Genomic DNA, 19,856 nt, shown 5'->3' with positions numbered 1-19,856 from the left:
TTTCTTAATTGTCTGAAAATGATTAGTTAATATAGTTTTATCTTTTTTGTAAAAACCAATCTGCATATGAAGCGAGAAGTAGATTTAGTCATTCTGTCGGATGTCCACCTGGGTACATATGGATGCAGAGCTCAGGAGCTTTTGCAGTATCTCAGGTCCATAAAGCCACGCAAACTTATTCTGAATGGTGATATCGTAGATATCTGGCAATTCAAAAAAAGTTATTTCCCCGATTCACATTTGCTGGTTATAAAATATATTTTTGAACTCGCCTGTCAGGACACAGAAGTCATTTATATCACTGGTAATCACGATGAGATGCTTCGGAAATTTGCAAACGTGCATTTTGGTAATATCCTGCTGACGAATAAAATAATTCTCAATCTTGGCGGTAAACTGGCCTGGATCTTTCATGGAGATGTATTTGATGCTTCCGTTCATCATGCAAAGTGGTTGGCAAAATTGGGAGGCTGGGGCTATGATAAGCTTATTCAGCTCAATAATCTGGTAAACTGGGCGCTGACGAAAATGGGTAGAGAGAAATACTCGTTTTCAAAAAAAATAAAAAACAGTGTCAAGAAAGCGGTGAAATATATTAATGATTTTGAAGAGACAGCTTCAGAGCTCGCGATAGAACAAAATTATGATTACGTTATCTGCGGACATATCCATCAGCCTCAGATCCGGACGGTCAAAACAAAAAAAGGGGAGACTATCTACCTCAATTCAGGAGACTGGGTCGAAAATCTGACAGCATTAGAATACCATGAAGGTGAATGGGAGATGTTTGTATATGAAAACAGTAAACATCTGTTAGGCAAATATCCCACTCCTGAAGTTTCATTTAAAACCTCTATAGATCAGCTTCTGGAGAATATTCTGAAATCCAGATAAAAAATTAGAATTGAATGATTTCGTGGATTTGTTCCTGTACAAATTTCACCGTTGTTGATTGAAACAGCTGTTGATCTTCATTCAGTTCGGATTGAATATGCGGGATGTGAATTTTGAGAGGAAGTACATGCATGCGGAGGTAGTTACAAACTCCTGTAAAGTGATCCACGCCTCTGATGTTACCATACTTTCCACTTGATACGCCTACCAAAGCTACTTTTTTGTTGAAGAAGCTTACCGGAAAGGTACAGGCATCGATAAATACCTTAAGCACTCCGGGGTAGCTGCCATTGTATTCAGGGATAACAAAAATAAACTTTTTAGCTGCCGACACCTGCTCCTGAATGATGCTGAAGGCTTCGCTGCGGTGGTTGTAGAGGTCTGATACGATGATGTTTTCGGGAAGATCTCCTAAGGATAATAAACTCCAGTCTTCTCCTTTGCGTCTGAGTTCCTGTTGATAATATGATGCCACCTTCAGGGAGTGACTTCCCACTCTGTTTGTTCCCGATATAATTAAATTCATTGTCGTCTTGTTACTTACAAAAACCGCCCCGTACAGAGGTTACGATATCATTGATTTTTTGTATCTTAGCGGTCTGTGGTTTAGTGGACTAAACTGCTATCAAAAGTACGAATTTAACATCATTTAAGCATTTTATTCATAAATCGTCATTAAATTTGTCGTTTAAGCAGAACAAAAGCAGGTTTTTTTTGATGGTTTATTCGAATTAAGAGGCATATAACGTTTTAGATTATCATTCAATGGGTAAAATTATAGCTATCGCAAATCAAAAGGGAGGAGTAGGGAAAACCACTACTTCTATTAACCTGGCTGCGAGTTTGGCCGTGTTAGAATATAAAACACTTCTGGTTGATGCTGATCCTCAGGCTAATTCAACGTCTGGTATCGGTTTTGATCCAAGAGGAATCAAAGCAAGCGTATATGAGTGTCTGGTCAATGACCTGAGCGCCCGCGAAGCTATTCAAGCCACCGAGACTCCAAATCTGGATCTGCTTCCGGCACATATTGATCTGGTCGGAGCGGAGATCGAGATGATCAATATGCACGAGCGTGAATACAAAATGAAGAAGATTCTGGATGAGATCAAAGACGATTACGATTTTATCATCATTGATTGTTCACCTTCTTTAGGATTGATTACGATCAATGCCCTTACCGGTTCGGATTCGGTTATTATTCCGGTACAGTGTGAATACTTTGCGCTTGAAGGACTTGGTAAATTATTGAATACAATTAAGATTGTTCAAAACAGGTTAAATACAAATCTGGAAATCGAAGGAATCTTACTGACAATGTATGACGTGCGTCTTCGCCTGTCCAATCAGGTAGTGGAAGAAGTCCGTACACATTTTAATGATCTGGTATTTAGTACTATTATTCAACGGAATACGCGTTTGAGCGAAGCTCCGAGTTTTGGTATCTCCGTAATTATGCATGACGCGTCCTGTAAAGGAGCGATTAATTACCTGAACCTGGCAAGAGAGATTCTGGAAAAAAATGGAATGGTTAAAGAGGAAAAGCAAACGGTAACTGCATAATATGGCTGCACAACAACGTAAAACAGGATTAGGAAAAGGGCTTGGGGCATTGCTCCAAAATGAAAATATTGAAGTATCCAGATCATCAAGTGTATCGGAGTCTGATGTAATGGAAAAAGGAAAAACTTCCGGCAGCATTAATTTTATCAAAGTAGACGAGATCACCGTCAATCCTTTTCAGCCGCGTACAGATTTTGACGAGCAGGCTCTTCAGGAATTATCCGAATCTATACAGCTTCAGGGATTAATACAGCCGATTACTGTTCGTCAGGTAGGCGATAACGCTTATCAGCTGATCAGTGGTGAGCGTCGTTTGCGTGCTTCCAAACTGGCGGGTATCACTTCCATTCCGGCATATGTACGTACTGCCAATGACCAGCAAATGCTGGAAATGGCACTTATCGAAAATATTCAACGTGAAAACCTGAATGCCATTGAGGTGGCGCTGAGTTTTCAACGTATGATAGAAGAATGCAACCTTAAACAGGAAGAGTTGGGTGATCGTGTGAGTAAAAACCGCTCTACGGTGACGAACTATCTGCGCCTGTTGAAGTTGCCTCCCGTCATACAGGCGGCAATTCGTGACGGACAGCTTACTATGGGACATGCCCGCGCGCTTATCAATGTAGGTGAAGTAGATAAACAACTGTATATCTTTAAAGAAATCATTGAAAAGGGACTTTCCGTACGTAAAGCCGAGCAATTGGTGCGTGAAGTACAACAAGCTGCTGCCCGTAAGAAAGCTCCTTCAGATAAAAAAACAGCACTGACTTTTCAATTTCAAAAAATAGAAGACGATCTGGCAAGTAAATTTGCTTCAAGAGTAAAACTAAACGTTAAGTCATCTACAAAAGGAAAAGGAGCTATTGAGATTCCTTTCGAATCAGAAGATGATCTGAGCCGAATCCTGGAGTTATTGGATTGGTAATTTATAGAATGATGATAAAGTACCTGTTCACTCTTTTCGTTCTGATTTCCACTACAGTAGCCTGCTTTGCTCAAAAAGCGGATACCGTCAAAACTATTCCCGCAAAGAATACAAAACCGGAAATAGAAAAAGTCGTTACTCAGGATACGATCAAGAAGGAAGAATCTCGAAAAGAAAGAAGAAAGAGAGAAAAGGCCGAAAAGGAAGCAAAGGAAAAGGCGGAAGAAGTTTTTAAAGACTCTGCCCGTCTTGCCATTGAACACAAGTCCAAAGTCGCCTGGAAAAGATCTCTTATCCTTCCCGGATGGGGGCAACATTATAACGGAGGTGTATGGTGGATCAAAGTTCCGGTCATATACGGGGGGTTTGTATCTACAGGTCTTATCATAGAATTTAACCAAAGATATTACAGCCAGGTACTTAAAGAGCTGGATTTTCGTATTTCCACAGGGGATACAGAAAGGAAAGATCCAGAACTACAAGGAATGTCTACCACAGGACTGATACAGGCTAAAGACAATTTCAGAAGAAACCGTGATCTGGCTATATTAGGTACACTGGGTTGGTATGGATTGAACATTGTAGAAGCCTATGTCGATTCTATGCTTAAGAACCGATGGAATATTGGGGATGCAAAAAAAGTAAATATCCGGTTTTCTCCTACTATTATTTCTAACAACAGTTATGCTTTCCAAAGCGGCCCTATTCGGCCGTCTATTGGTCTAAAAATGACAATGCAATTCAAATAATACACGCAAACCTCTTTGTAAATCCATTTAAGTCATTAAATTAGCGTGGTAAATATTTTGACTTGAAGAAAAAATCCTGATAATATGAATATCTGTCTATCTCACACCACATTTACGGGAGTAGATATGATTCGGATAGACCATATTACAGTTAAAAAACAAATTATATCCATATGAAAATAGTCCTTTTGGGATACGGCAAAATGGGACAGCTCATCGAGAAATTCGCACAAAAGCGAGGTCATGAGGTGATACTTGTTGTTGATCAGCATAACAGAGAAACATTAACGGCTCAAGATATACAGGATGCCGATGTGGCTATCGATTTCAGTGTGCCATCAGGAGCGCTGGAGAATATCAGTCTGTGTTTTGAAGCATCCGTGCCACTTGTTGTAGGTACAACAGGATGGTACGACCATCTGGATGAGGTAAAGGATATTTGTCTGGAGACCGATCAATCCTTATTATATGGTTCTAATTTCAGCATTGGCGTAAATATTTTCTTCCATATCAATAAAATGCTGGCCAAAGCTATCCAGCCCTATCATCAATATGATGTGCAGGTAGAAGAAATCCACCACGTGCATAAGCTGGATGCCCCAAGCGGGACAGCTATTACTATTGCAGAAGGTATTCTGAATAATAGCGACACCAAGCAGCAATGGGTAAATGAACTGGTAGATGAAGGAGACGGTATCATTCCTAAACCAAATGAATTGCTGATCGAAAGCCTGCGTATCGAAGAAGTACCGGGAACGCATACTGTACTCTATAGTTCAGAAGTAGACCAGATCGAATTTAAACATACCGCACATAACCGCGAAGGGTTTGCGCTTGGAGCTGTTATAGCGGCAGAGTGGCTTAAGGGTAAAAAAGGATTCTATCAGGTAACCGAAATGTTTGACTTTAATAAGTAAATCATATGATCAGTATTATTGTATTTATAGTATTCACTCTTGTTGCCTTATTCGGACTTTGGCAGCTTTTTGTCAAAGCAGGAAAACAAGGATGGGAGTCCATCGTACCTTTTTATCGGGAATATGTATTCGCACAATTAACGGGAAAGCCAACCTGGCAGGTATTTCTATTACTGATTCCGATCGTTAATATCTTTATCTTCTATGGTCTTTACCTGGACTTTATCAAATCCTTTGGTAAGTTTAGATTTTGGGAACATGCCGCGGCGATATTAGTTCCTTTTATCGTATTGCCTATGTGGGCAAAAGATCCTCAGGTAAAATACCTGGGATTGTCTGCTACAGAAGAATTCAAAAAGAAATATCCGTACAAGAAATCTGTCGGAAGAGAGTGGGCAGATGCGATTGTCTTTGCGATCGTTGCCGCTTATTTTATCAGAAGCTTTGTGATCGAATTGTATTTTATACCATCCGGATCGATGGAAAAAAGCTTAATGACAGGAGATTGTATCGTCGTAAGTAAATTTCACTACGGTGTTCGTCTGCCTATTACACCAATAGCCTTTCCTTTAGCACATCATACCATGCCGCTTTTAGGTACAAAAGCCTATTCGACTATAATCCAGTGGCCGTATCGTCGTTTGCCGGGATTACAGGAAATCAAGCGTAATGATATATTTGTTTTCAATCTTCCTGAAGAGGCTGATCCGCCGTTAAGCCGGCCTATCGACAAACGGGAAAATCTGATCAAACGTTGTGTGGGACTTCCTGGCGATATTATCACGCTTAAAGAGTCTGTATTATTCGTGAATAACAAACCCGGTTTTGATCCGCCGGAAGGAATGATGGATTATTTTGTTTTTACTGATGGAACAGGGCTGAATCCTGATCGTATGTTAGAAAAACGTATTGAATTCTATTCCGCAGGTCAGGAGCCTTATCAGGTGTTTTTGACTAAAGCAGAATTGGCCGATATGAAAACATGGCCGAATATCAAGCAAATCATCCCTAATATTGCCAAACCTACAGATATAGATCAGGGAGAAGGCATATTTCCACACAATCCCAAATATCACTGGAATGTCGATAACTTCGGACCGTTGCAAATCCCTAAAAAAGGATGGACAGTTCAGCTTGACAGTATGACTATGCCTCTTTATGAACGTGCAATCCGTGTATATGAAGGAAATGAAGTGGAGACTAAAGCGGACGGTATTTATATCAATGGAGCCAAAGCAACAAGCTATACTTTCAAAATGAATTATTACTGGATGATGGGTGATAACCGCCACAACTCCAGAGATGCCCGCGTATGGGGATTAGTTCCAGAGGATCATATCGTAGGAAAACCTCTTTTTGTATTATACAGCAAAGATAAAGATGGCTCAGGATTCTCGAGTTTCAGATGGAATAGAGTATTTAAAAGCATAAACGATTAAAGAAGCGAAGGACACAACTTCATGTGGTATATTATATTTGGAATAACAGCTCTCCTGTCCGTATATGGGGTCTGGAGATTGTTTGAAAAGGCAGGGGAACAAGGGTGGAAGGCTATTATTCCATTGTACAGAGAATATGTGATGGCGCAACGTACGGCCAGGCCAACATGGACGGTGTTACTTCTCCTTGTACCTATCGTTAATGTCTTCGTATTTTACGGTATCTGGTTTGACTTCATCAAATCTTTTGGTAAGAGGCGATTTTGGGAACATGCAGCCGTTGTATTGATTCCCTTTATGATTCTGCCGCTGTGGGGACACGATAAGAATGTAAAATATCTCGGAGCATACAATACTGCAGCGTTTAAGAAAAAATATCCTTATACCAAATCATTCGCAAGAGAATGGGCGGATGCTATTGTATTTGCTGTTATTGCCGCCTCATTGATCCGGGGATTTTTGATTGAAGCTTATATGATTCCTACCGGCTCAATGGAAAGGAGTCTGTTGGTAGGTGATTTTCTATTTGTCAGTAAGTTAAATTACGGTCCCCGTATTCCTATTACTCCGCTGGCTTTCCCGTTTGCACACCATACTATGCCGGTTACAGGTGGCAAAGCTTATTCCGAATGGATTCAGGTCCCTTATAGACGACTCCCAGGGTTTCAGGATATCAAACGCAATGATGTAGTTGTTTTTAATTATCCGATGGAAGCTGATGCGCCTTATAACCGACCAATAGATAAAAGGGAAAACTATATTAAGCGACTGGTTGGAATGCCCGGCGATAAAGTGACCATGAAAAGCAAGAGATTGTTGATCAATGGAGAACCTGCTTTTACGAATGAGGATATGCAGCATGGCTATCTCGTCTTTACAGATGGTTCCGGTCTGGATCAAAAAGAGTTGGTTCGTAAGCGATACGAGGCTACTGAAAGTTTTATAGAACCCTATCTTCTTCATATTACGCCGGAAGAATCAGAAGATGTAAAGAAATGGGCACACGTGGAACAAGTCATTTCGTTTCAGAATCAGAATTCAGCATTTCCGCATATCGATAAATGGGACTGGACATTTGACAATTTTGGTCCGGTTGTCGTTCCTTCAAAAGGCTGGACAGTTAAGCTTGACAGCATGACCATGCCCCTTTATGAGCGTGCTATCCGCGTGTATGAGGGAAATACACTGGAAGAAAAAAAAGATGGTATTTATATCAATGGAGCTAAAGCAACAAGCTATACTTTCCAAATGAATTACTACTGGATGATGGGCGATAACCGCGACAATTCTGAAGACTCCAGGGGATGGGGATTTGTACCGGAAGACCATATTGTAGGCAAAGCGCTATTTGTATGGCTGAGCTGGGATAAGGACGGTAGTTTCATGTCAAAAATAAGGTGGAACAGAATATTTAAAGGAATAAAATAAACATCCTTACGGATACTAAAAATCCTCCCCTGAATAACATTCGGAGGAGGATTTTTAGTATTATAAAGTCTTATTCCTTCTTTGTTAAGGATTACTTTAACGCGGCTAAATATCGCTTTATTGTTTCTTCAAGACCCAGATAGAGTGCATCTGCTATAAGGGCATGTCCTATGCTTACTTCCAGTAGACCGGGGATATGCTGATTAAAATAAGTCAGATTATTCAGATCCAGATCATGACCTGCATTGATGCCCAGTCCCACTTCGTTTGCTTTTTGGGCAGCCTTAAAATAAGGTTGTATAGCTGCTTCGCGTTCATCCAGAAATGCCGTTGCATACGCTTCTGTATACAACTCGATACGGTCAGTGCCCGTTTCTGCTGCGGCTTCTACCATTTCCGGGTCAGGATCTACAAATATAGACACCCGGATACCATGATCTTTAAAAAGCTTGCACATTTCCTTTAAATAAGCCTGATGCTTAATGGTGTCCCAACCATGATTGGATGTAATCTGCCCTTCCTCGTCCGGAACAAGCGTCACCTGAGCCGGTTTATTGGCTAACACAAGATCAACAAATTTCTGTTCCCTGCAATTGCCTTCAATATTAAATTCTGTTGTAATATTTTCTTTCAGATCATACACATCTGTATAGCGGATATGGCGTTCATCCGGTCGTGGATGTACGGTGATGCCCTGAGCACCAAACCGTTCGCAGGCTAAAGCTGCAGCTAATACGCTCGGATTATTTCCCCCTCTGGAATTACGAAGAGTGGCGATCTTATTGATATTTACAGATAATCTGGTCATAATGAGATGTAATTAGAGTATGCGTATACAAACATAAATATAAAGAGAGACTTCTGTGTGTTTTTGTCAATTATTAACACACATCTTTAGTCGATTTTTTTTAACTTGCGGGATATATCAATTTTAAATGGATTCGAGTTTCTTAAGTGGTTTTAGGCTGTTAGATATTGTGGACATCTTGCTGGTGGCCATTATTATTTATTATGTCTACAGCCTGATAAGAGGAACCATTGCTGTTAACATCCTTATAGGAGTAGCGTTATTTTACGGGATATATCTTATTGTCAAGCAGATGGAGATGCGTTTGCTGACAGAAATCTTTGGCGGATTTATTTCAGTTGGATCCATTGCACTGATTGTAGTATTCCAACAGGAAATCAGGCGTTTTTTGCTTCATGTAGGTAAGAATATATCCATGAAACGGAAGAAGTACCTGTGGTCATTCTTAGGTAACAAAAAAGCCGTTGCCAGTGAAAATACTGAATTTCTGAGACCGATTATTGACGCATGCCGCAGTATGTCCAAATCCAGAACCGGAGCTTTACTGGTTTTTGCTAAATATTTTGACGAAGAATACTATCAGAGTAGCGGAGAGCTTATAGATGCACATATCTCCAAGCGGCTGATTGAAAGTATATTTAATAAACTAAGTCCTTTACATGATGGGGCGGTGGTAATTGTAGACAACAAAATTATGTCTGCAAGTTGTGTATTGCCCCTGTCAGATAGTGAAGATCTGCCTTTGCAATTTGGATTACGCCACCGGGCAGCGATTGGTGTGACAGAGATCAGTGACGCCATCGCCGTTGTCGTATCAGAAGAGACAGGTGAGATTTCCTTTGCCAAGGACGGTAATGTGAATATGAATATTACACACGAAGAGCTGGAAGAGCTTTTGAAGGCAGAATTATAACCTAACCAATGCATAACATATTTAAGAACCTAACCTTTCAAGTTCTTACTGCTATTATTTTAGGTGTCCTTGCAGGCATCTATTTCCCTGGTTTTGCGGATACAGCAAGAATCATCAGTGAGACTTTTATCAATATGATCAAAATGGTCATTGCGCCTATCATCTTTTTAACCATAGTGCTCGGCATAGCCAGCATGGGAGATATGAAAAAGGTAGGACGCGTAGGCGGTAAAGCACTTCTTTATTTTGAAATTGTCACCACATTTGCACTTATTATAGGTCTTTTTGTGGCTCACTACACTGAGCCGGGAAGAGGAGTCAACTTTAATCATGAAGGGGTCGCGGATATTCAGAAATATAAGAATGAAGCTGCAGAAATCAACTGGATAGAATTTTTTACCCATATTGTTCCTTCCAATGTGTTCAAAGCATTTACGGATGGAAATATCCTGCAGGTCTTATTCTTTTCTATATTATTCGGACTTGGCTTGACAAAACTTGGTGAACAGGGACAGCCATTGCTGCGGAGCTTTGACCGGTTTTCAAAAGTACTCTTCAATATTATGAAGATGATTATGAGGCTGGCTCCTTTCGGCGCTTTCGGAGGAATGGCCTATACAATAGGAACACACGGAATAGAGGCACTGGCGCCTATGGGGCGACTTATGCTTTCGGTATATGCCACCATGATTCTATTCATTTTCGTATGTCTGAATATTATCTGTCGTATGTATAAATTCAGCCTGTGGAAATACCTCAAATTTATAAAGGAAGAAATCCTGATCGTATTGGGGACCTCGTCTTCCGAATCTGTGTTACCCAATATTATGCAAAAGATGGAGGACTTTGGATGTGCCCGTTCTGTCGTTGGGTTGGTGATTCCGACAGGTTATTCCTTCAATCTGGACGGAACGACTATTTATCTGTCTATGGCTACCATCTTTTTAGCGCAGGTTTTTCATGTGGATCTGACCTTTGCACAACTGTTAACTATTATCGGAATATTGTTAGTGACAAGTAAAGGTGCTGCCGCTGTTACGGGCGGAGGTTTTATTGTTCTGGCAGGTACATTGACAGCACTCAAGGTTATTCCGGTAGAAGGAATGGCCATATTGCTGGGAGTAGACCGCTTCATGAGTGAAGCAAGGGCAATCACTAATCTGATCGGAAATGGTGTCGCTACAGTGGTCATCGCAAAGAGCGAAAAGGAATTCGATGAGGAAAAGTATCAGCACGCTATTTCTGAATTATAGAAATACATTCAGATGGATTTCATAAATCGCTGTATCTGTGGATTCTGATTGCTTTTATCCCATACCGCAAAGATTTGTGTACGCTGTGGAATTGCCTTAAGTTCAATTGCTGTTACATCTTCCGTATGAAGCTGAGCTAAAGAAGTAGGTATAATGGAGATGCCCATGCCGCATCCGACCAAGGAGAATATAGTCGGGCCATGAATAGCCTGATGCGTGATTCTGGGATAAAATCCGCTGTCACTGCAAAGATTCACAATCTGCTGAAAATAAAATTCACTTTTGGCATTTGGAAATAAAATAAAGTCTTCGTCCTTTAATATACGTAAATCTTTAAAATGATAGTTTCCAAAACGGTGATTCCGGGGAAGGATAAGTGTGAATGTCTCTTCGAATACCCGTAGAATATGCATCTGGTCTCTGACCTGATTGGAGCGCATAAAACCAATGTCGATGTCTCCGTTTTCCAGTGCCGGTAATTGTTCAAAATTGTTCATCTCTTCAAATCGAAGATGTATCGCCGGATAGGCGGTGTGGAACTTTTTAATCGCTTCCGGAAGAAAAGAAGACATTGCCGATGCTACAAACCCGATCTTCAATGTACCTGCTGATCCTGTGTGGAACTGATCCAGACGTTCCATACTCCGCTCCACCTGTTGTAAAATGTGAATGGCTTCCGAATAAAATAATTCACCCAGATCACTTAATGATATTTTTTTGTTTAGCCTGTCGAACAATGCTACTCCCAGTTGTTGTTCCAGTACTTTTATCTGCTGACTCAGTGCAGACTGTGAAATATGTAACTTATCCGCTGCCTTATGGTAATGTAATTCCTCAGCCAAAGCTTTGAAATAGCGAAGCTGACGTAATTCTATTTGATTAGTTTTGCTTATCATTATTTAAGTTTTATTAATCATTACTTATGGTGAAAATAGGTAAATTTGGTCAAATGGTAGTACTAAAAGAGCAATAACATGAAATTTGAAGAAAATAAACCTTTAGATATCGTCCTTAACGATTTATTTGAGCATTACAGAAAGAATGTGACTGCTGTAGGTCAGATTACAGATGCTTTATTGCAGAAAGGTGTGGTATCCTCACAGGAAGATATTGTAAATGATCATATTGCTTTCCGTACCCTGGGAGTTCCTCATTTGGGTATCGCCTCATTCGAAAAGATCTTTTTGGCCTATGGGTATAAAAAAATGGATCACTATTATTTTGAAGGAAAAAAACTGGATGCGTACTGGTTCAAACCTCCGAGTACGGATTATCCGCGAATATTTGTTTCTGAACTTATAGTTTCTCAATTGAGTGAAGAGGCTCAGGCTATCATTCATAGATATACAGATGGAATTACAGCAGATCCTGTTGATACCCTGAATCTCGAAAATGGTCAGGAAGCTGCAGATTTTCTTCAGAAACCTTTGTGGAAGCTCCCTTCGTCTGCAGATTATACACGTCTGCTTCAAGAAAGTGAATATGCAGCCTGGGTTATTTTCAACCGGTATTATCTGAATCATTATACCATCAGTATCCATGAACTTAAAGATGGCTATAATACATTGGAAGAATTTAACAGTTTTGTAGAAGGACTGGGAATCAAGCTGAATACATCTGGTGGTAAGATTAAGACCAGTGAAGATGGATTATTGAGGCAGTCCAGTACTGTCTCGGCACTTTATGACGCACAATTTTCGGATGGAGTCACTTTACAGATCGCCGGAAGTTATGTAGAATTTGCGGAAAGAAGTGTATTGCCTGAATTTAAAGATACGCCGAAGGATCAGATAACAGCCGCACAACGCAGGGATGGATTCGAGACCAATAATGCGGATAAAATCTTTGAAAGTACCTATACAACTCAAATAAAAAATAAGTAATATCTCTTCGGTAGAACAGGTGAGCATATGGAAGAAAAACTTCGGATATTAAGTGAAGTACTCGAAGGGGAGCTGTTGTGGGATAATCAGACAAAGATACTCTATGCAACGGATGCCTCTGCATATCGGGAAATGCCGACTGCTGTAGCCTATCCCAGAAATGTGAAAGATCTGCAGGAGTTAATTGCATTTGCCAGGAAGGAAAAAAGTGCATTGATTCCCCGTACTGCGGGCACTTCTCTGGCCGGACAGGTGGTAGGGAATGGGATTGTTGTGGATGTGTCTAAATATTGGACAAAAGTAGTAGAGATCAATAAAGAAGAGTCATGGGTACGTGTACAGCCCGGAGTGATACGTGACGAATTGAATATGTATCTGAAGCCTTACGGGCTTTACTTTGGGCCGGAGACATCTACAGCTAATCGTGCTATGATCGGCGGTATGGTTGGTAATAACTCCTGTGGTTCCAATTCGCTGATCTATGGAAGTGCAAGAGAGCACTGTATAGCCATTAAAGGATTGCTGAGTGATGGCTCTGAAGTTGAATTCGGACCGCTGGCATTTGATCAGTTCATCGCAAAAAGTGAATTAAAAACGCTTGAAGGCAAGCTTTATCAGCAGATGAAAACCATACTGGGCGATTATGGTAATCAGGAAGAAATACGAAAAGAATTTCCCCGGAAAAGTATACCTCGCCGTAATACGGGTTATGCCCTTGATTTGTTACTGGAAACGGATCCTTTTACAGCAGGAACCGAACCATTCAACTTCTGCAAACTGATTGCCGGATCGGAGGGAACCCTCGTTTTTATTACGGAGATCAAATTGCACGTTGATCCGTTGCATACAAAGAAAACAGCTTTGGCCGGAATTCATTTTAAGACTTTGCAGGATGCACTGAGGGCCAACCTCATCGCCTTAAAGTATCAACCGCGCAGTTGTGAACTTATAGACCATTATATTCTGGAGTGTACCAAAAATAATCTGGAACAACGTCAGAATCGTTTTTTTATAGAAGGAGATCCGGAAGCCATTCTGGTTGTGGAATATGATGGAGATGATGAAGAAGCCATTCTGCAAAAAGTGAAGGTAGTAGAGGATGAGATGCGGTCGCAAGGTCTGGGATATCACTTTCCTGTTATTTTCGGAAAGGATATGCAACGGATCTGGGCACTTCGGAAAGCTGGTTTAGGATTGTTGAGTAATCTCCCAGGCGATGAGAAGGCGGTAGCTGTTATTGAGGATACAGCTGTGGATGTGGCTGATCTGCCTGAGTATATTCAGGAGTTCAATACCATACTGGCCAGATACGGGCTTTATTCTGTACACTATGCCCATGCAGCTACCGGTGAATTGCATCTCCGGCCAATCCTGAATCTGAAAACGAAAGAAGGAAATAAACTGTTCAGAACGGTCGCACAAGAGATAGCTGTTCTGGTTAAAAAATATAAAGGATCATTAAGTGGAGAACATGGTGACGGCAGATTGAGGGGTGAGTTTATCGCTTACATGATCGGCGAACATAATTACAATCTGCTTAAGGAAATTAAGAAGACATGGGATCCGGATAATATTTTTAATCCGGGTAAGATTGTGGATACTCCGGCTATGAATACCATGCTTCGCTATGAGCCGGATGCGCCTGTGGCAACTATAAAATCGGTATTCAGATATCCCGGACAAAACATTTTGCAACATGTGGAGCAGTGTAATGGTTCCGGGGATTGTCGTAAACTACATATTTCAGGCGGTACCATGTGTCCATCTTATATGGCAACCCGGAATGAGCAGGATACTACCCGTGCAAGAGCTAATATACTGCGGGAAATGCTCACGCACTCGACAAAGGAAAATCCTTTTGATCATGAAGAGATCAAATCTGTCATGGATCTTTGTCTGAGCTGTAAAGGTTGCAAAAGTGAATGCCCGTCAAGTGTCGATATGGCTAAATTGAAAGCAGACTTTTTACAGGCTTATCATGATGCTAATGGAGTACCGTTGCGCACGCGTATGATTGCTAATATAGATCAGGTATCCAGATTGGGCTCTTTCTTCCCCGGGCTTTACAATTGGTCTGTATCAAATGCATGGATAAGTAAGCTGATTAAAAAAGCTGTTGGCATTGCTCCGAAACGCTCTCTCCCGACCATTGGCACTCTTAGTCTTAGAAAATGGTTCCTGTCGCGGGAGAAACCTCTTTATACGAAAGAAATCAGAGGTACAGTCTATTTCTTTTGCGACGAATTTACAAACTATAATGATGTAGAATTAGGCAAGAAAACCATAAGGCTGCTGGAAGGCTTGCATTATGAGGTCTTAATGATTCCTCATCCGCAGAGCGGAAGAGCGCTGATGTCTAAAGGTTTTCTGCGTGAAGCAAAGAAAATAGCGGAGCAACAGATCAATATTTTTAAATCGAGGATTACGGCTGAGACGCCTCTGATAGGAGTAGAACCGTCTGCGATATTGACTTTCAGAGATGAATATGTAGATCTTGTAGATGAATACCTCTTGGAAGATGCCCGAAAGGTAGCCGCTAATGCCTTGCTGATTGATGAATTTCTGTTGAAAGAAATTTCGTCAGGTAAAATCTCCAGTTCGGAATTTTCGCAGGAACAACGTTCCATCAAACTTCATGGACACTGTCAGCAAAAGGCCTGGAAACTTCAGGCAACCTCTGAGAAGATATTAAGTTTTCCTGCACATTATGATGTAGAATTAATTGCTTCAGGATGCTGCGGGATGGCTGGTTCATTCGGATACGAAGCGGAACATTACGACGTGTCTATGCAGATCGGTGAACTTGTCCTATTTCCAGAGGTGAGAAATAAAGCTGCACAACAGCTTATTGCTGCTCCGGGGACAAGTTGTCGCCATCAGATCCAAGATGGTACAGGTGTAAAAGCGATGCATCCTGTCGAGATACTGTACGATGCCTTATTAAACAAATAATGCCCGGATTTCCGGGCATTATTATTTGTGCTGATGCGCAATATTATTTTTTGGCGTTATTCAAAGCCTGTGTGTTTAATTTGATATATTCATCATTTTTACCCGCTTTAGCCATGTCAATACCTTGTTGAGCAGTCTCTGCGGCACCTTTTTTATCGCCGGATTTTAACAGAATCTGTGACTTCCAGTATTTAATCCACGGAGCCTCAGTATTTCCCTGATCTGCAATATTAACCCATTCAACTGCTTTTTTGATGTCCAGATTGTTGTTGAAATAATATAATGCAGCTTGAAAATAAGGTTTTTTCTCACCTTGCATTGCCTGATCAATAGAAGCTAATATTTCTTTTGACTGGTCTACCTTGATGTTGAATTGTACGAAGACTTTATCCCATGCGATGCTCACTACTCCTGAAGTCGTCGTTACCTGATCAAAACTAATGGTAAACGTTTCTACTTTATTCGCTAATGTAGTCGGTTTCACATTGAAACGTACAAGATCTTCTTCTTGTTTGTACGTATATGCTCCCCATTGTTTACTGTTTTTGCTCAGAATAATTGTCCATTCATTTTTGTTAGGAATGGTGAAAATCCCATAAGTTCCTGCAGGAACTTTTGTTCCCTGAACAGTTACTTCTTCTTCAAATGTCAGTGTTGACACGGTATTCGCACCTGTACGCCACACTTGTCCGTAAGGCACAAGATCACCGAAAATAGTACGTCCGTTTGTATTCGGGCGGCTATAATTCAATACTACGTTGTGAATCCCGATCGCCTGCTTAACTTCAGTAGCACTGCTCGGCTGAGGTATTTTCAGTTGCGCCTGAGCTCCGAAAGCTAAAGCTGAAGCAACTAATAATGTTAAAATTGACTTTTTCATATCTGTTTAGTGTATTCTTAAATATTATAAGCTATTCAGGTATTCACGTGCTTTTATTACCTGATCGTGAATCGTATTCTGATGGATATTTTTATTATTGAATCCCTGAATAACAGACTCTAACTTATTAAGTTCGGCAGTCTTGCCTTCCTTTTTAAGCTTTTCTCGGATAATTCTGATTTTCTCTGCATCCTGTACTCCTTCAATGAGTTTTTCAAAACGGATTGAAGTCTTTACATCCGGATAGATAAACCACGCATCACCTGCCAGCCAGGTCCCGAAACGCGTATCTAAGTTAGGATTTTTGTTCCAACAGTCAAAGGCCCAACGGAGATATCCGTCAAATCCGCGCTGTACACTATTCCAGGGTAGCCATGTGGCTTCACTGTAGCCTGAACTGGTAAATGTATTTGGGAAGGGTTCGGTACAACAGGTGTAGAAAGTAGTAGTAAGCCCTTTGGCTTTTCTGCTTTCCAAGACTTCTTTATCCATGTCTTCCTTCAGCGTGATACAATAATCTGCCAGATCGTCTGACAATTCTTTATGGTATGTTCCAGCCAGCGAGATTTTGAAAGAAGGATCAGCTTCTTTAATAATAGCAATGGCACTTTGCATCTGATCCATAGGTCTTTCGTCCATAGCAATAGTAGTACGGTTAAAATTACCAGTCTCTTTTAAATGGCGGGCAAAATCTTTCAGCATAGGAAGCCAGTGTTTTTTATACTCTTCGGAGGTCGGTGCCGCTTTTAAGAAGGTCGTCTTTCCTGTAGCCTCATCTTCATAGTAAAATTTTGGATCCCAGGGAATCATGCTGTAGCAATTGATGAATTTACCCATGCCCAGATCGGTCATAAATTTGACCCATTTATCAAAATTGCTGTAATCGTATTTCCAGTTGCCATCTTTCGTTTTAATCCATTTGATCATCGTCTGATATTTATCATACGTCTGTCCGTTCCAGGGATCATGAATAATACTGGCGGTAATACTCTTTTGTCCGGCACTGGCTAACTTCTGCATGTAGGGTTTTAATATCTCCAGGTGTTTATCTGAAAAGGGCTCTACATTATAGTAACGTGCGGTAGAGAACGGGTTCTGCCAGAGATCCAGGTGAAACTGCCACTGGTCGCTGGTGGGTAGTGTATGATCCAGAACCTCTATACTATAATTGATTTCCTGAGCTTTATTACCACTTTTTGCTATGACCTTACCTTTATAGATGCCAGCTTTGGTGTTCTGCGGAATATCCAGAGATATCCATATCGGGCGGGTTGTATTTTTCTCATATTGAAAGTGTTGTTCGTTTTCAATACGGTCAGCCACTAAGATAGAATCCAGTTTTCCGCTGATACCACAACCAGATTTGAGATTTCCAATAAGATCCGACATAACATAACTTACATAGCTGATGGTGATATGATCTGCGCTGATGGTATTTTTAGAAGCAGCGGTCAGGTCTGTTACAGACAAGTCGATATCCTGAAAATCTTTTGAAGACCACAGCACGGCCTGTATTCCGACTTTCTCACCTTTCCAGGCTTTCTGAGTCCATGATTTTGTCAATGCCTGCTGCTGAGGGGGCGTGGTCTTGGAGTGACTAAAATTGGTTGATGAAAAGGAAAGATTAATGTCGGGGCTAACGGTCTTCCAATTAGCAGAACTACCGGGTTTCGGATCAGCAGACTCATGTCCGATCTGCCCGAACAATAAGGTGGAACAAAACAGGGTCAGACCTGTTAAAAAAGGTTTAATGCTCATAGTATTAAGTTGTAATTATGCTAAAAAAGCAATTATAATACATGTTTATAATTGCTTTTAAAAAGTTTAAATTTCAAAGATTGAATTTATGCTTTACCTGCTTTGTGGCCTGATACGGCATAATATAAAATAAACAGATAGCATGGCAGTGCAATCCAGTATGCCTGATGTGAGCCAATTAATCCCGAAAGTTTTCCGTACAGAAGCGGGATTATTGCCCCTCCGGCAATACCCATTACCAACAGACCTGAAACAGCATTGGTAAACTTACCTACACCTTTAAGTGCAAGCGGCCAAATTGCCGGCCATACTAATGAATTTGCAAAACCAAGTAATGCCACAAAAGTCAGGGAGACCATTCCATTGGTAAATACAATTCCCATAGAGAAAATAGCGCCTAATATTGCACAGAATTTAAGTGCATTTTCCTGAGACAGATACTTAGGAATAGCTACGATTCCGATAAGATAACCGACAACCATTGCACCCATAGTGAAGGATGTAAAGAATTTGGCAGTGCCCAATGCTACGCCCTGAGATGTTCCATAGGCTATAATACTATCACCGGCTAGTACTTCGACTCCTACATAGAGAAATAGAGCAACAAAACCTAATATAACATGTGGAAAATCGAATACACTCTTCTTGCCTTCTGAGACCTGGTGATGATCCGATGTCTCTTCTTCATTACCTTTTGCTTCGGGTAAATTTGAAAATGAAATCCATATAGAAAGAATAAGTAACACTACAACGATACCGATATAAGGGTTAACAACCTGAAGAGCAACTTGATCCAGTGCTGCGGCATGTTGCTCAGGCGTCATGCTGTCCATCTGTTTTGTAACCTGATCTGCTTGTTCAAGATTCAGGAACATCCCCAGAATAATAGGGGCAAGAGCACCGGCAAATTTATTACAGATACCCATGATACTGATTCGGCGTGCAGCTGTTTCGACAGGACCTATAATAGTGATGTAGGGGTTAGATGCGGTTTGAAGAATGGCCAAACCTCCGCCCATAACAAATAAACCAATCAAAAAGATCGCATAGGTACGCATATAGGCTGCCGGAATAAATAACAACGCACCTACTGCCATAATGCCAAGCGCAATAGACATCCCCTTCTTGAAGCCGAATTTGTCAAGTACACGTGTAGATACAGGCGCCATCACTAAGTACGCAATGTAAAAAGCAAAAGTCACCAGGTACGATTGAAACTCGGATAATTCACATGCTATTTTCAGGTATGGAATAAGAAGAGAGTTAAGCCACGTGGCAAAACCGAAGATGAAAAAAAGCGAGCCAATGATTATCATTGGGCCCAGAGTAGATTGTTGATTAGTTTTTTGTGGTTCCATGTTTAGGATTATAGATTATTTTATTGTTGGAAAAAATCTTTATTACAAGGCTACTGAAATAATTTCACTTTTTAAATGCAAATGTTTATGCAAACGTTTGTTAAATCGATAGACAGGTTAAAAAATCTTATAA

Annotated in this window: 17 protein-coding genes; 11 read left to right on the top strand and 6 right to left on the bottom strand. The window is 40.7% G+C overall.

Annotated features, from left to right (window positions below; genetic code table 11):
• The first annotated feature begins 66 nt into the window (after positions 1-66).
• Positions 67-894 (top strand): UDP-2,3-diacylglucosamine diphosphatase, encoded by an 828-nt coding sequence (locus tag I6J02_RS05870; protein ID WP_201680860.1) that lies wholly within the window; start codon positions 67-69, stop codon positions 892-894.
• 4 nt (positions 895-898) lie between these two features.
• On the opposite strand, the gene I6J02_RS05865 is transcribed toward I6J02_RS05870, so the two are convergent.
• Positions 899-1,420, bottom strand: coding sequence for an NADPH-dependent FMN reductase (locus I6J02_RS05865; RefSeq protein WP_201680859.1), 522 nt, complete (start codon positions 1,418-1,420; stop codon positions 899-901).
• 239 nt (positions 1,421-1,659) lie between these two features.
• Between I6J02_RS05865 and I6J02_RS05860 the strand changes: the two genes are divergently transcribed.
• From I6J02_RS05860 to lepB (I6J02_RS05835), 6 genes are all read left to right on the top strand, one after another.
• Positions 1,660-2,457: a ParA family protein gene (locus tag I6J02_RS05860; RefSeq protein ID WP_003012633.1), complete on the top strand. Its 798-nt coding sequence runs from the start codon at positions 1,660-1,662 to the stop codon at positions 2,455-2,457.
• Position 2,458: 1 nt separating this feature from the next.
• The gene (locus I6J02_RS05855) at positions 2,459-3,385 is read left to right on the top strand and encodes a ParB/RepB/Spo0J family partition protein (RefSeq protein WP_201680858.1); all 927 of its coding nucleotides are present in this window, start codon (positions 2,459-2,461) and stop codon (positions 3,383-3,385) included.
• Positions 3,386-3,393: 8 nt separating this feature from the next.
• The gene (locus tag I6J02_RS05850) at positions 3,394-4,134 is read left to right on the top strand and encodes a DUF5683 domain-containing protein (protein WP_201680857.1); all 741 of its coding nucleotides are present in this window, start codon (positions 3,394-3,396) and stop codon (positions 4,132-4,134) included.
• A gap of 173 nt (positions 4,135-4,307) precedes the next feature.
• Positions 4,308-5,051: a 4-hydroxy-tetrahydrodipicolinate reductase gene (gene dapB, locus I6J02_RS05845; RefSeq protein ID WP_201680856.1), complete on the top strand. Its 744-nt coding sequence runs from the start codon at positions 4,308-4,310 to the stop codon at positions 5,049-5,051.
• A 5-nt stretch (positions 5,052-5,056) separates the two neighbouring features.
• Positions 5,057-6,490 carry a signal peptidase I gene (lepB, locus tag I6J02_RS05840; protein ID WP_201680855.1) on the top strand — a complete coding sequence of 478 codons (1,434 nt, stop codon included), beginning with the start codon at positions 5,057-5,059 and terminating at the stop codon, positions 6,488-6,490.
• 21 nt (positions 6,491-6,511) lie between these two features.
• A complete protein-coding gene (gene lepB / locus I6J02_RS05835) occupies positions 6,512-7,918 on the top strand; it encodes a signal peptidase I (RefSeq protein ID WP_201680854.1) in 1,407 nt (468 codons plus the stop codon).
• 91 nt (positions 7,919-8,009) lie between these two features.
• Here the strand turns inward: lepB (I6J02_RS05835) and I6J02_RS05830 are convergent, their stop codons facing one another.
• Positions 8,010-8,726: a pyridoxine 5'-phosphate synthase gene (locus tag I6J02_RS05830; protein WP_003012623.1), complete on the bottom strand. Its 717-nt coding sequence runs from the start codon at positions 8,724-8,726 to the stop codon at positions 8,010-8,012.
• Positions 8,727-8,853: 127 nt separating this feature from the next.
• On the opposite strand from I6J02_RS05830, the gene cdaA reads away from it, so the two are divergent.
• Positions 8,854-9,639: a diadenylate cyclase CdaA gene (cdaA, locus tag I6J02_RS05825; RefSeq protein ID WP_002999975.1), complete on the top strand. Its 786-nt coding sequence runs from the start codon at positions 8,854-8,856 to the stop codon at positions 9,637-9,639.
• Between the two features lie 8 nt (positions 9,640-9,647).
• Positions 9,648-10,892: a dicarboxylate/amino acid:cation symporter gene (locus I6J02_RS05820; protein ID WP_201680853.1), complete on the top strand. Its 1,245-nt coding sequence runs from the start codon at positions 9,648-9,650 to the stop codon at positions 10,890-10,892.
• 8 nt (positions 10,893-10,900) lie between these two features.
• Here I6J02_RS05820 and I6J02_RS05815 read toward each other — a convergent pair whose 3' ends face one another.
• Positions 10,901-11,788: a LysR substrate-binding domain-containing protein gene (locus I6J02_RS05815; protein ID WP_201680852.1), complete on the bottom strand. Its 888-nt coding sequence runs from the start codon at positions 11,786-11,788 to the stop codon at positions 10,901-10,903.
• Positions 11,789-11,866: 78 nt separating this feature from the next.
• On the opposite strand from I6J02_RS05815, the gene I6J02_RS05810 reads away from it, so the two are divergent.
• Positions 11,867-12,775 carry a DUF1338 domain-containing protein gene (locus tag I6J02_RS05810; RefSeq protein WP_201680851.1) on the top strand — a complete coding sequence of 303 codons (909 nt, stop codon included), beginning with the start codon at positions 11,867-11,869 and terminating at the stop codon, positions 12,773-12,775.
• Between the two features lie 27 nt (positions 12,776-12,802).
• Positions 12,803-15,727, top strand: coding sequence for an FAD-binding and (Fe-S)-binding domain-containing protein (locus tag I6J02_RS05805; protein WP_201680850.1), 2,925 nt, complete (start codon positions 12,803-12,805; stop codon positions 15,725-15,727).
• A 43-nt stretch (positions 15,728-15,770) separates the two neighbouring features.
• Here I6J02_RS05805 and I6J02_RS05800 read toward each other — a convergent pair whose 3' ends face one another.
• The 3 genes from I6J02_RS05800 to I6J02_RS05790 all read right to left on the bottom strand — a co-directional run bounded on the left by I6J02_RS05800 (position 15,771) and on the right by I6J02_RS05790 (position 19,723).
• On the bottom strand, positions 15,771-16,607 hold the full coding sequence (locus I6J02_RS05800) for a DUF2911 domain-containing protein (protein WP_201680849.1): 837 nt from the start codon (positions 16,605-16,607) through the stop codon (positions 15,771-15,773).
• A 24-nt stretch (positions 16,608-16,631) separates the two neighbouring features.
• On the bottom strand, positions 16,632-18,365 hold the full coding sequence (locus tag I6J02_RS05795; protein WP_201680848.1) for a DUF4091 domain-containing protein: 1,734 nt from the start codon (positions 18,363-18,365) through the stop codon (positions 16,632-16,634).
• 86 nt (positions 18,366-18,451) lie between these two features.
• On the bottom strand, positions 18,452-19,723 hold the full coding sequence (locus I6J02_RS05790) for a sugar MFS transporter (protein ID WP_201680847.1): 1,272 nt from the start codon (positions 19,721-19,723) through the stop codon (positions 18,452-18,454).
• Between the last annotated feature and the right edge of the window lie 133 nt (positions 19,724-19,856).

The sequence above is a fragment of the Sphingobacterium spiritivorum genome, from assembly GCF_016725325.1.
Lineage (GTDB): Bacteria > Bacteroidota > Bacteroidia > Sphingobacteriales > Sphingobacteriaceae > Sphingobacterium.
The sequence above is the reverse complement of the archived record's forward strand: the minus strand, read 5'-3'. Positions and strand labels throughout refer to the sequence as shown.

Bases quoted from the DNA above. Each gene is read 5' to 3' on its own strand.
- lepB (WP_201680854.1), top strand. From the start codon at position 6,512: ATGTGGTATATTATATTTGGAATAACAGCTCTCCTGTCCGTATATGGG.
- I6J02_RS05865 (WP_201680859.1), bottom strand. From the start codon at position 1,420: ATGAATTTAATTATATCGGGAACAAACAGAGTGGGAAGTCACTCCCTG.
- I6J02_RS05810 (WP_201680851.1), top strand. From the start codon at position 11,867: ATGAAATTTGAAGAAAATAAACCTTTAGATATCGTCCTTAACGATTTA.
- lepB (WP_201680855.1), top strand. From the start codon at position 5,057: ATGATCAGTATTATTGTATTTATAGTATTCACTCTTGTTGCCTTATTC.
- I6J02_RS05830 (WP_003012623.1), bottom strand. From the start codon at position 8,726: ATGACCAGATTATCTGTAAATATCAATAAGATCGCCACTCTTCGTAAT.
- cdaA (WP_002999975.1), top strand. From the start codon at position 8,854: ATGGATTCGAGTTTCTTAAGTGGTTTTAGGCTGTTAGATATTGTGGAC.
- I6J02_RS05815 (WP_201680852.1), bottom strand. From the start codon at position 11,788: ATGATAAGCAAAACTAATCAAATAGAATTACGTCAGCTTCGCTATTTC.
- dapB (WP_201680856.1), top strand. From the start codon at position 4,308: ATGAAAATAGTCCTTTTGGGATACGGCAAAATGGGACAGCTCATCGAG.
- I6J02_RS05820 (WP_201680853.1), top strand. From the start codon at position 9,648: ATGCATAACATATTTAAGAACCTAACCTTTCAAGTTCTTACTGCTATT.
- I6J02_RS05870 (WP_201680860.1), top strand. From the start codon at position 67: ATGAAGCGAGAAGTAGATTTAGTCATTCTGTCGGATGTCCACCTGGGT.
- I6J02_RS05790 (WP_201680847.1), bottom strand. From the start codon at position 19,723: ATGGAACCACAAAAAACTAATCAACAATCTACTCTGGGCCCAATGATA.
- I6J02_RS05850 (WP_201680857.1), top strand. From the start codon at position 3,394: ATGATGATAAAGTACCTGTTCACTCTTTTCGTTCTGATTTCCACTACA.
- I6J02_RS05855 (WP_201680858.1), top strand. From the start codon at position 2,459: ATGGCTGCACAACAACGTAAAACAGGATTAGGAAAAGGGCTTGGGGCA.
- I6J02_RS05805 (WP_201680850.1), top strand. From the start codon at position 12,803: ATGGAAGAAAAACTTCGGATATTAAGTGAAGTACTCGAAGGGGAGCTG.
- I6J02_RS05860 (WP_003012633.1), top strand. From the start codon at position 1,660: ATGGGTAAAATTATAGCTATCGCAAATCAAAAGGGAGGAGTAGGGAAA.
- I6J02_RS05800 (WP_201680849.1), bottom strand. From the start codon at position 16,607: ATGAAAAAGTCAATTTTAACATTATTAGTTGCTTCAGCTTTAGCTTTC.
- I6J02_RS05795 (WP_201680848.1), bottom strand. From the start codon at position 18,365: ATGAGCATTAAACCTTTTTTAACAGGTCTGACCCTGTTTTGTTCCACC.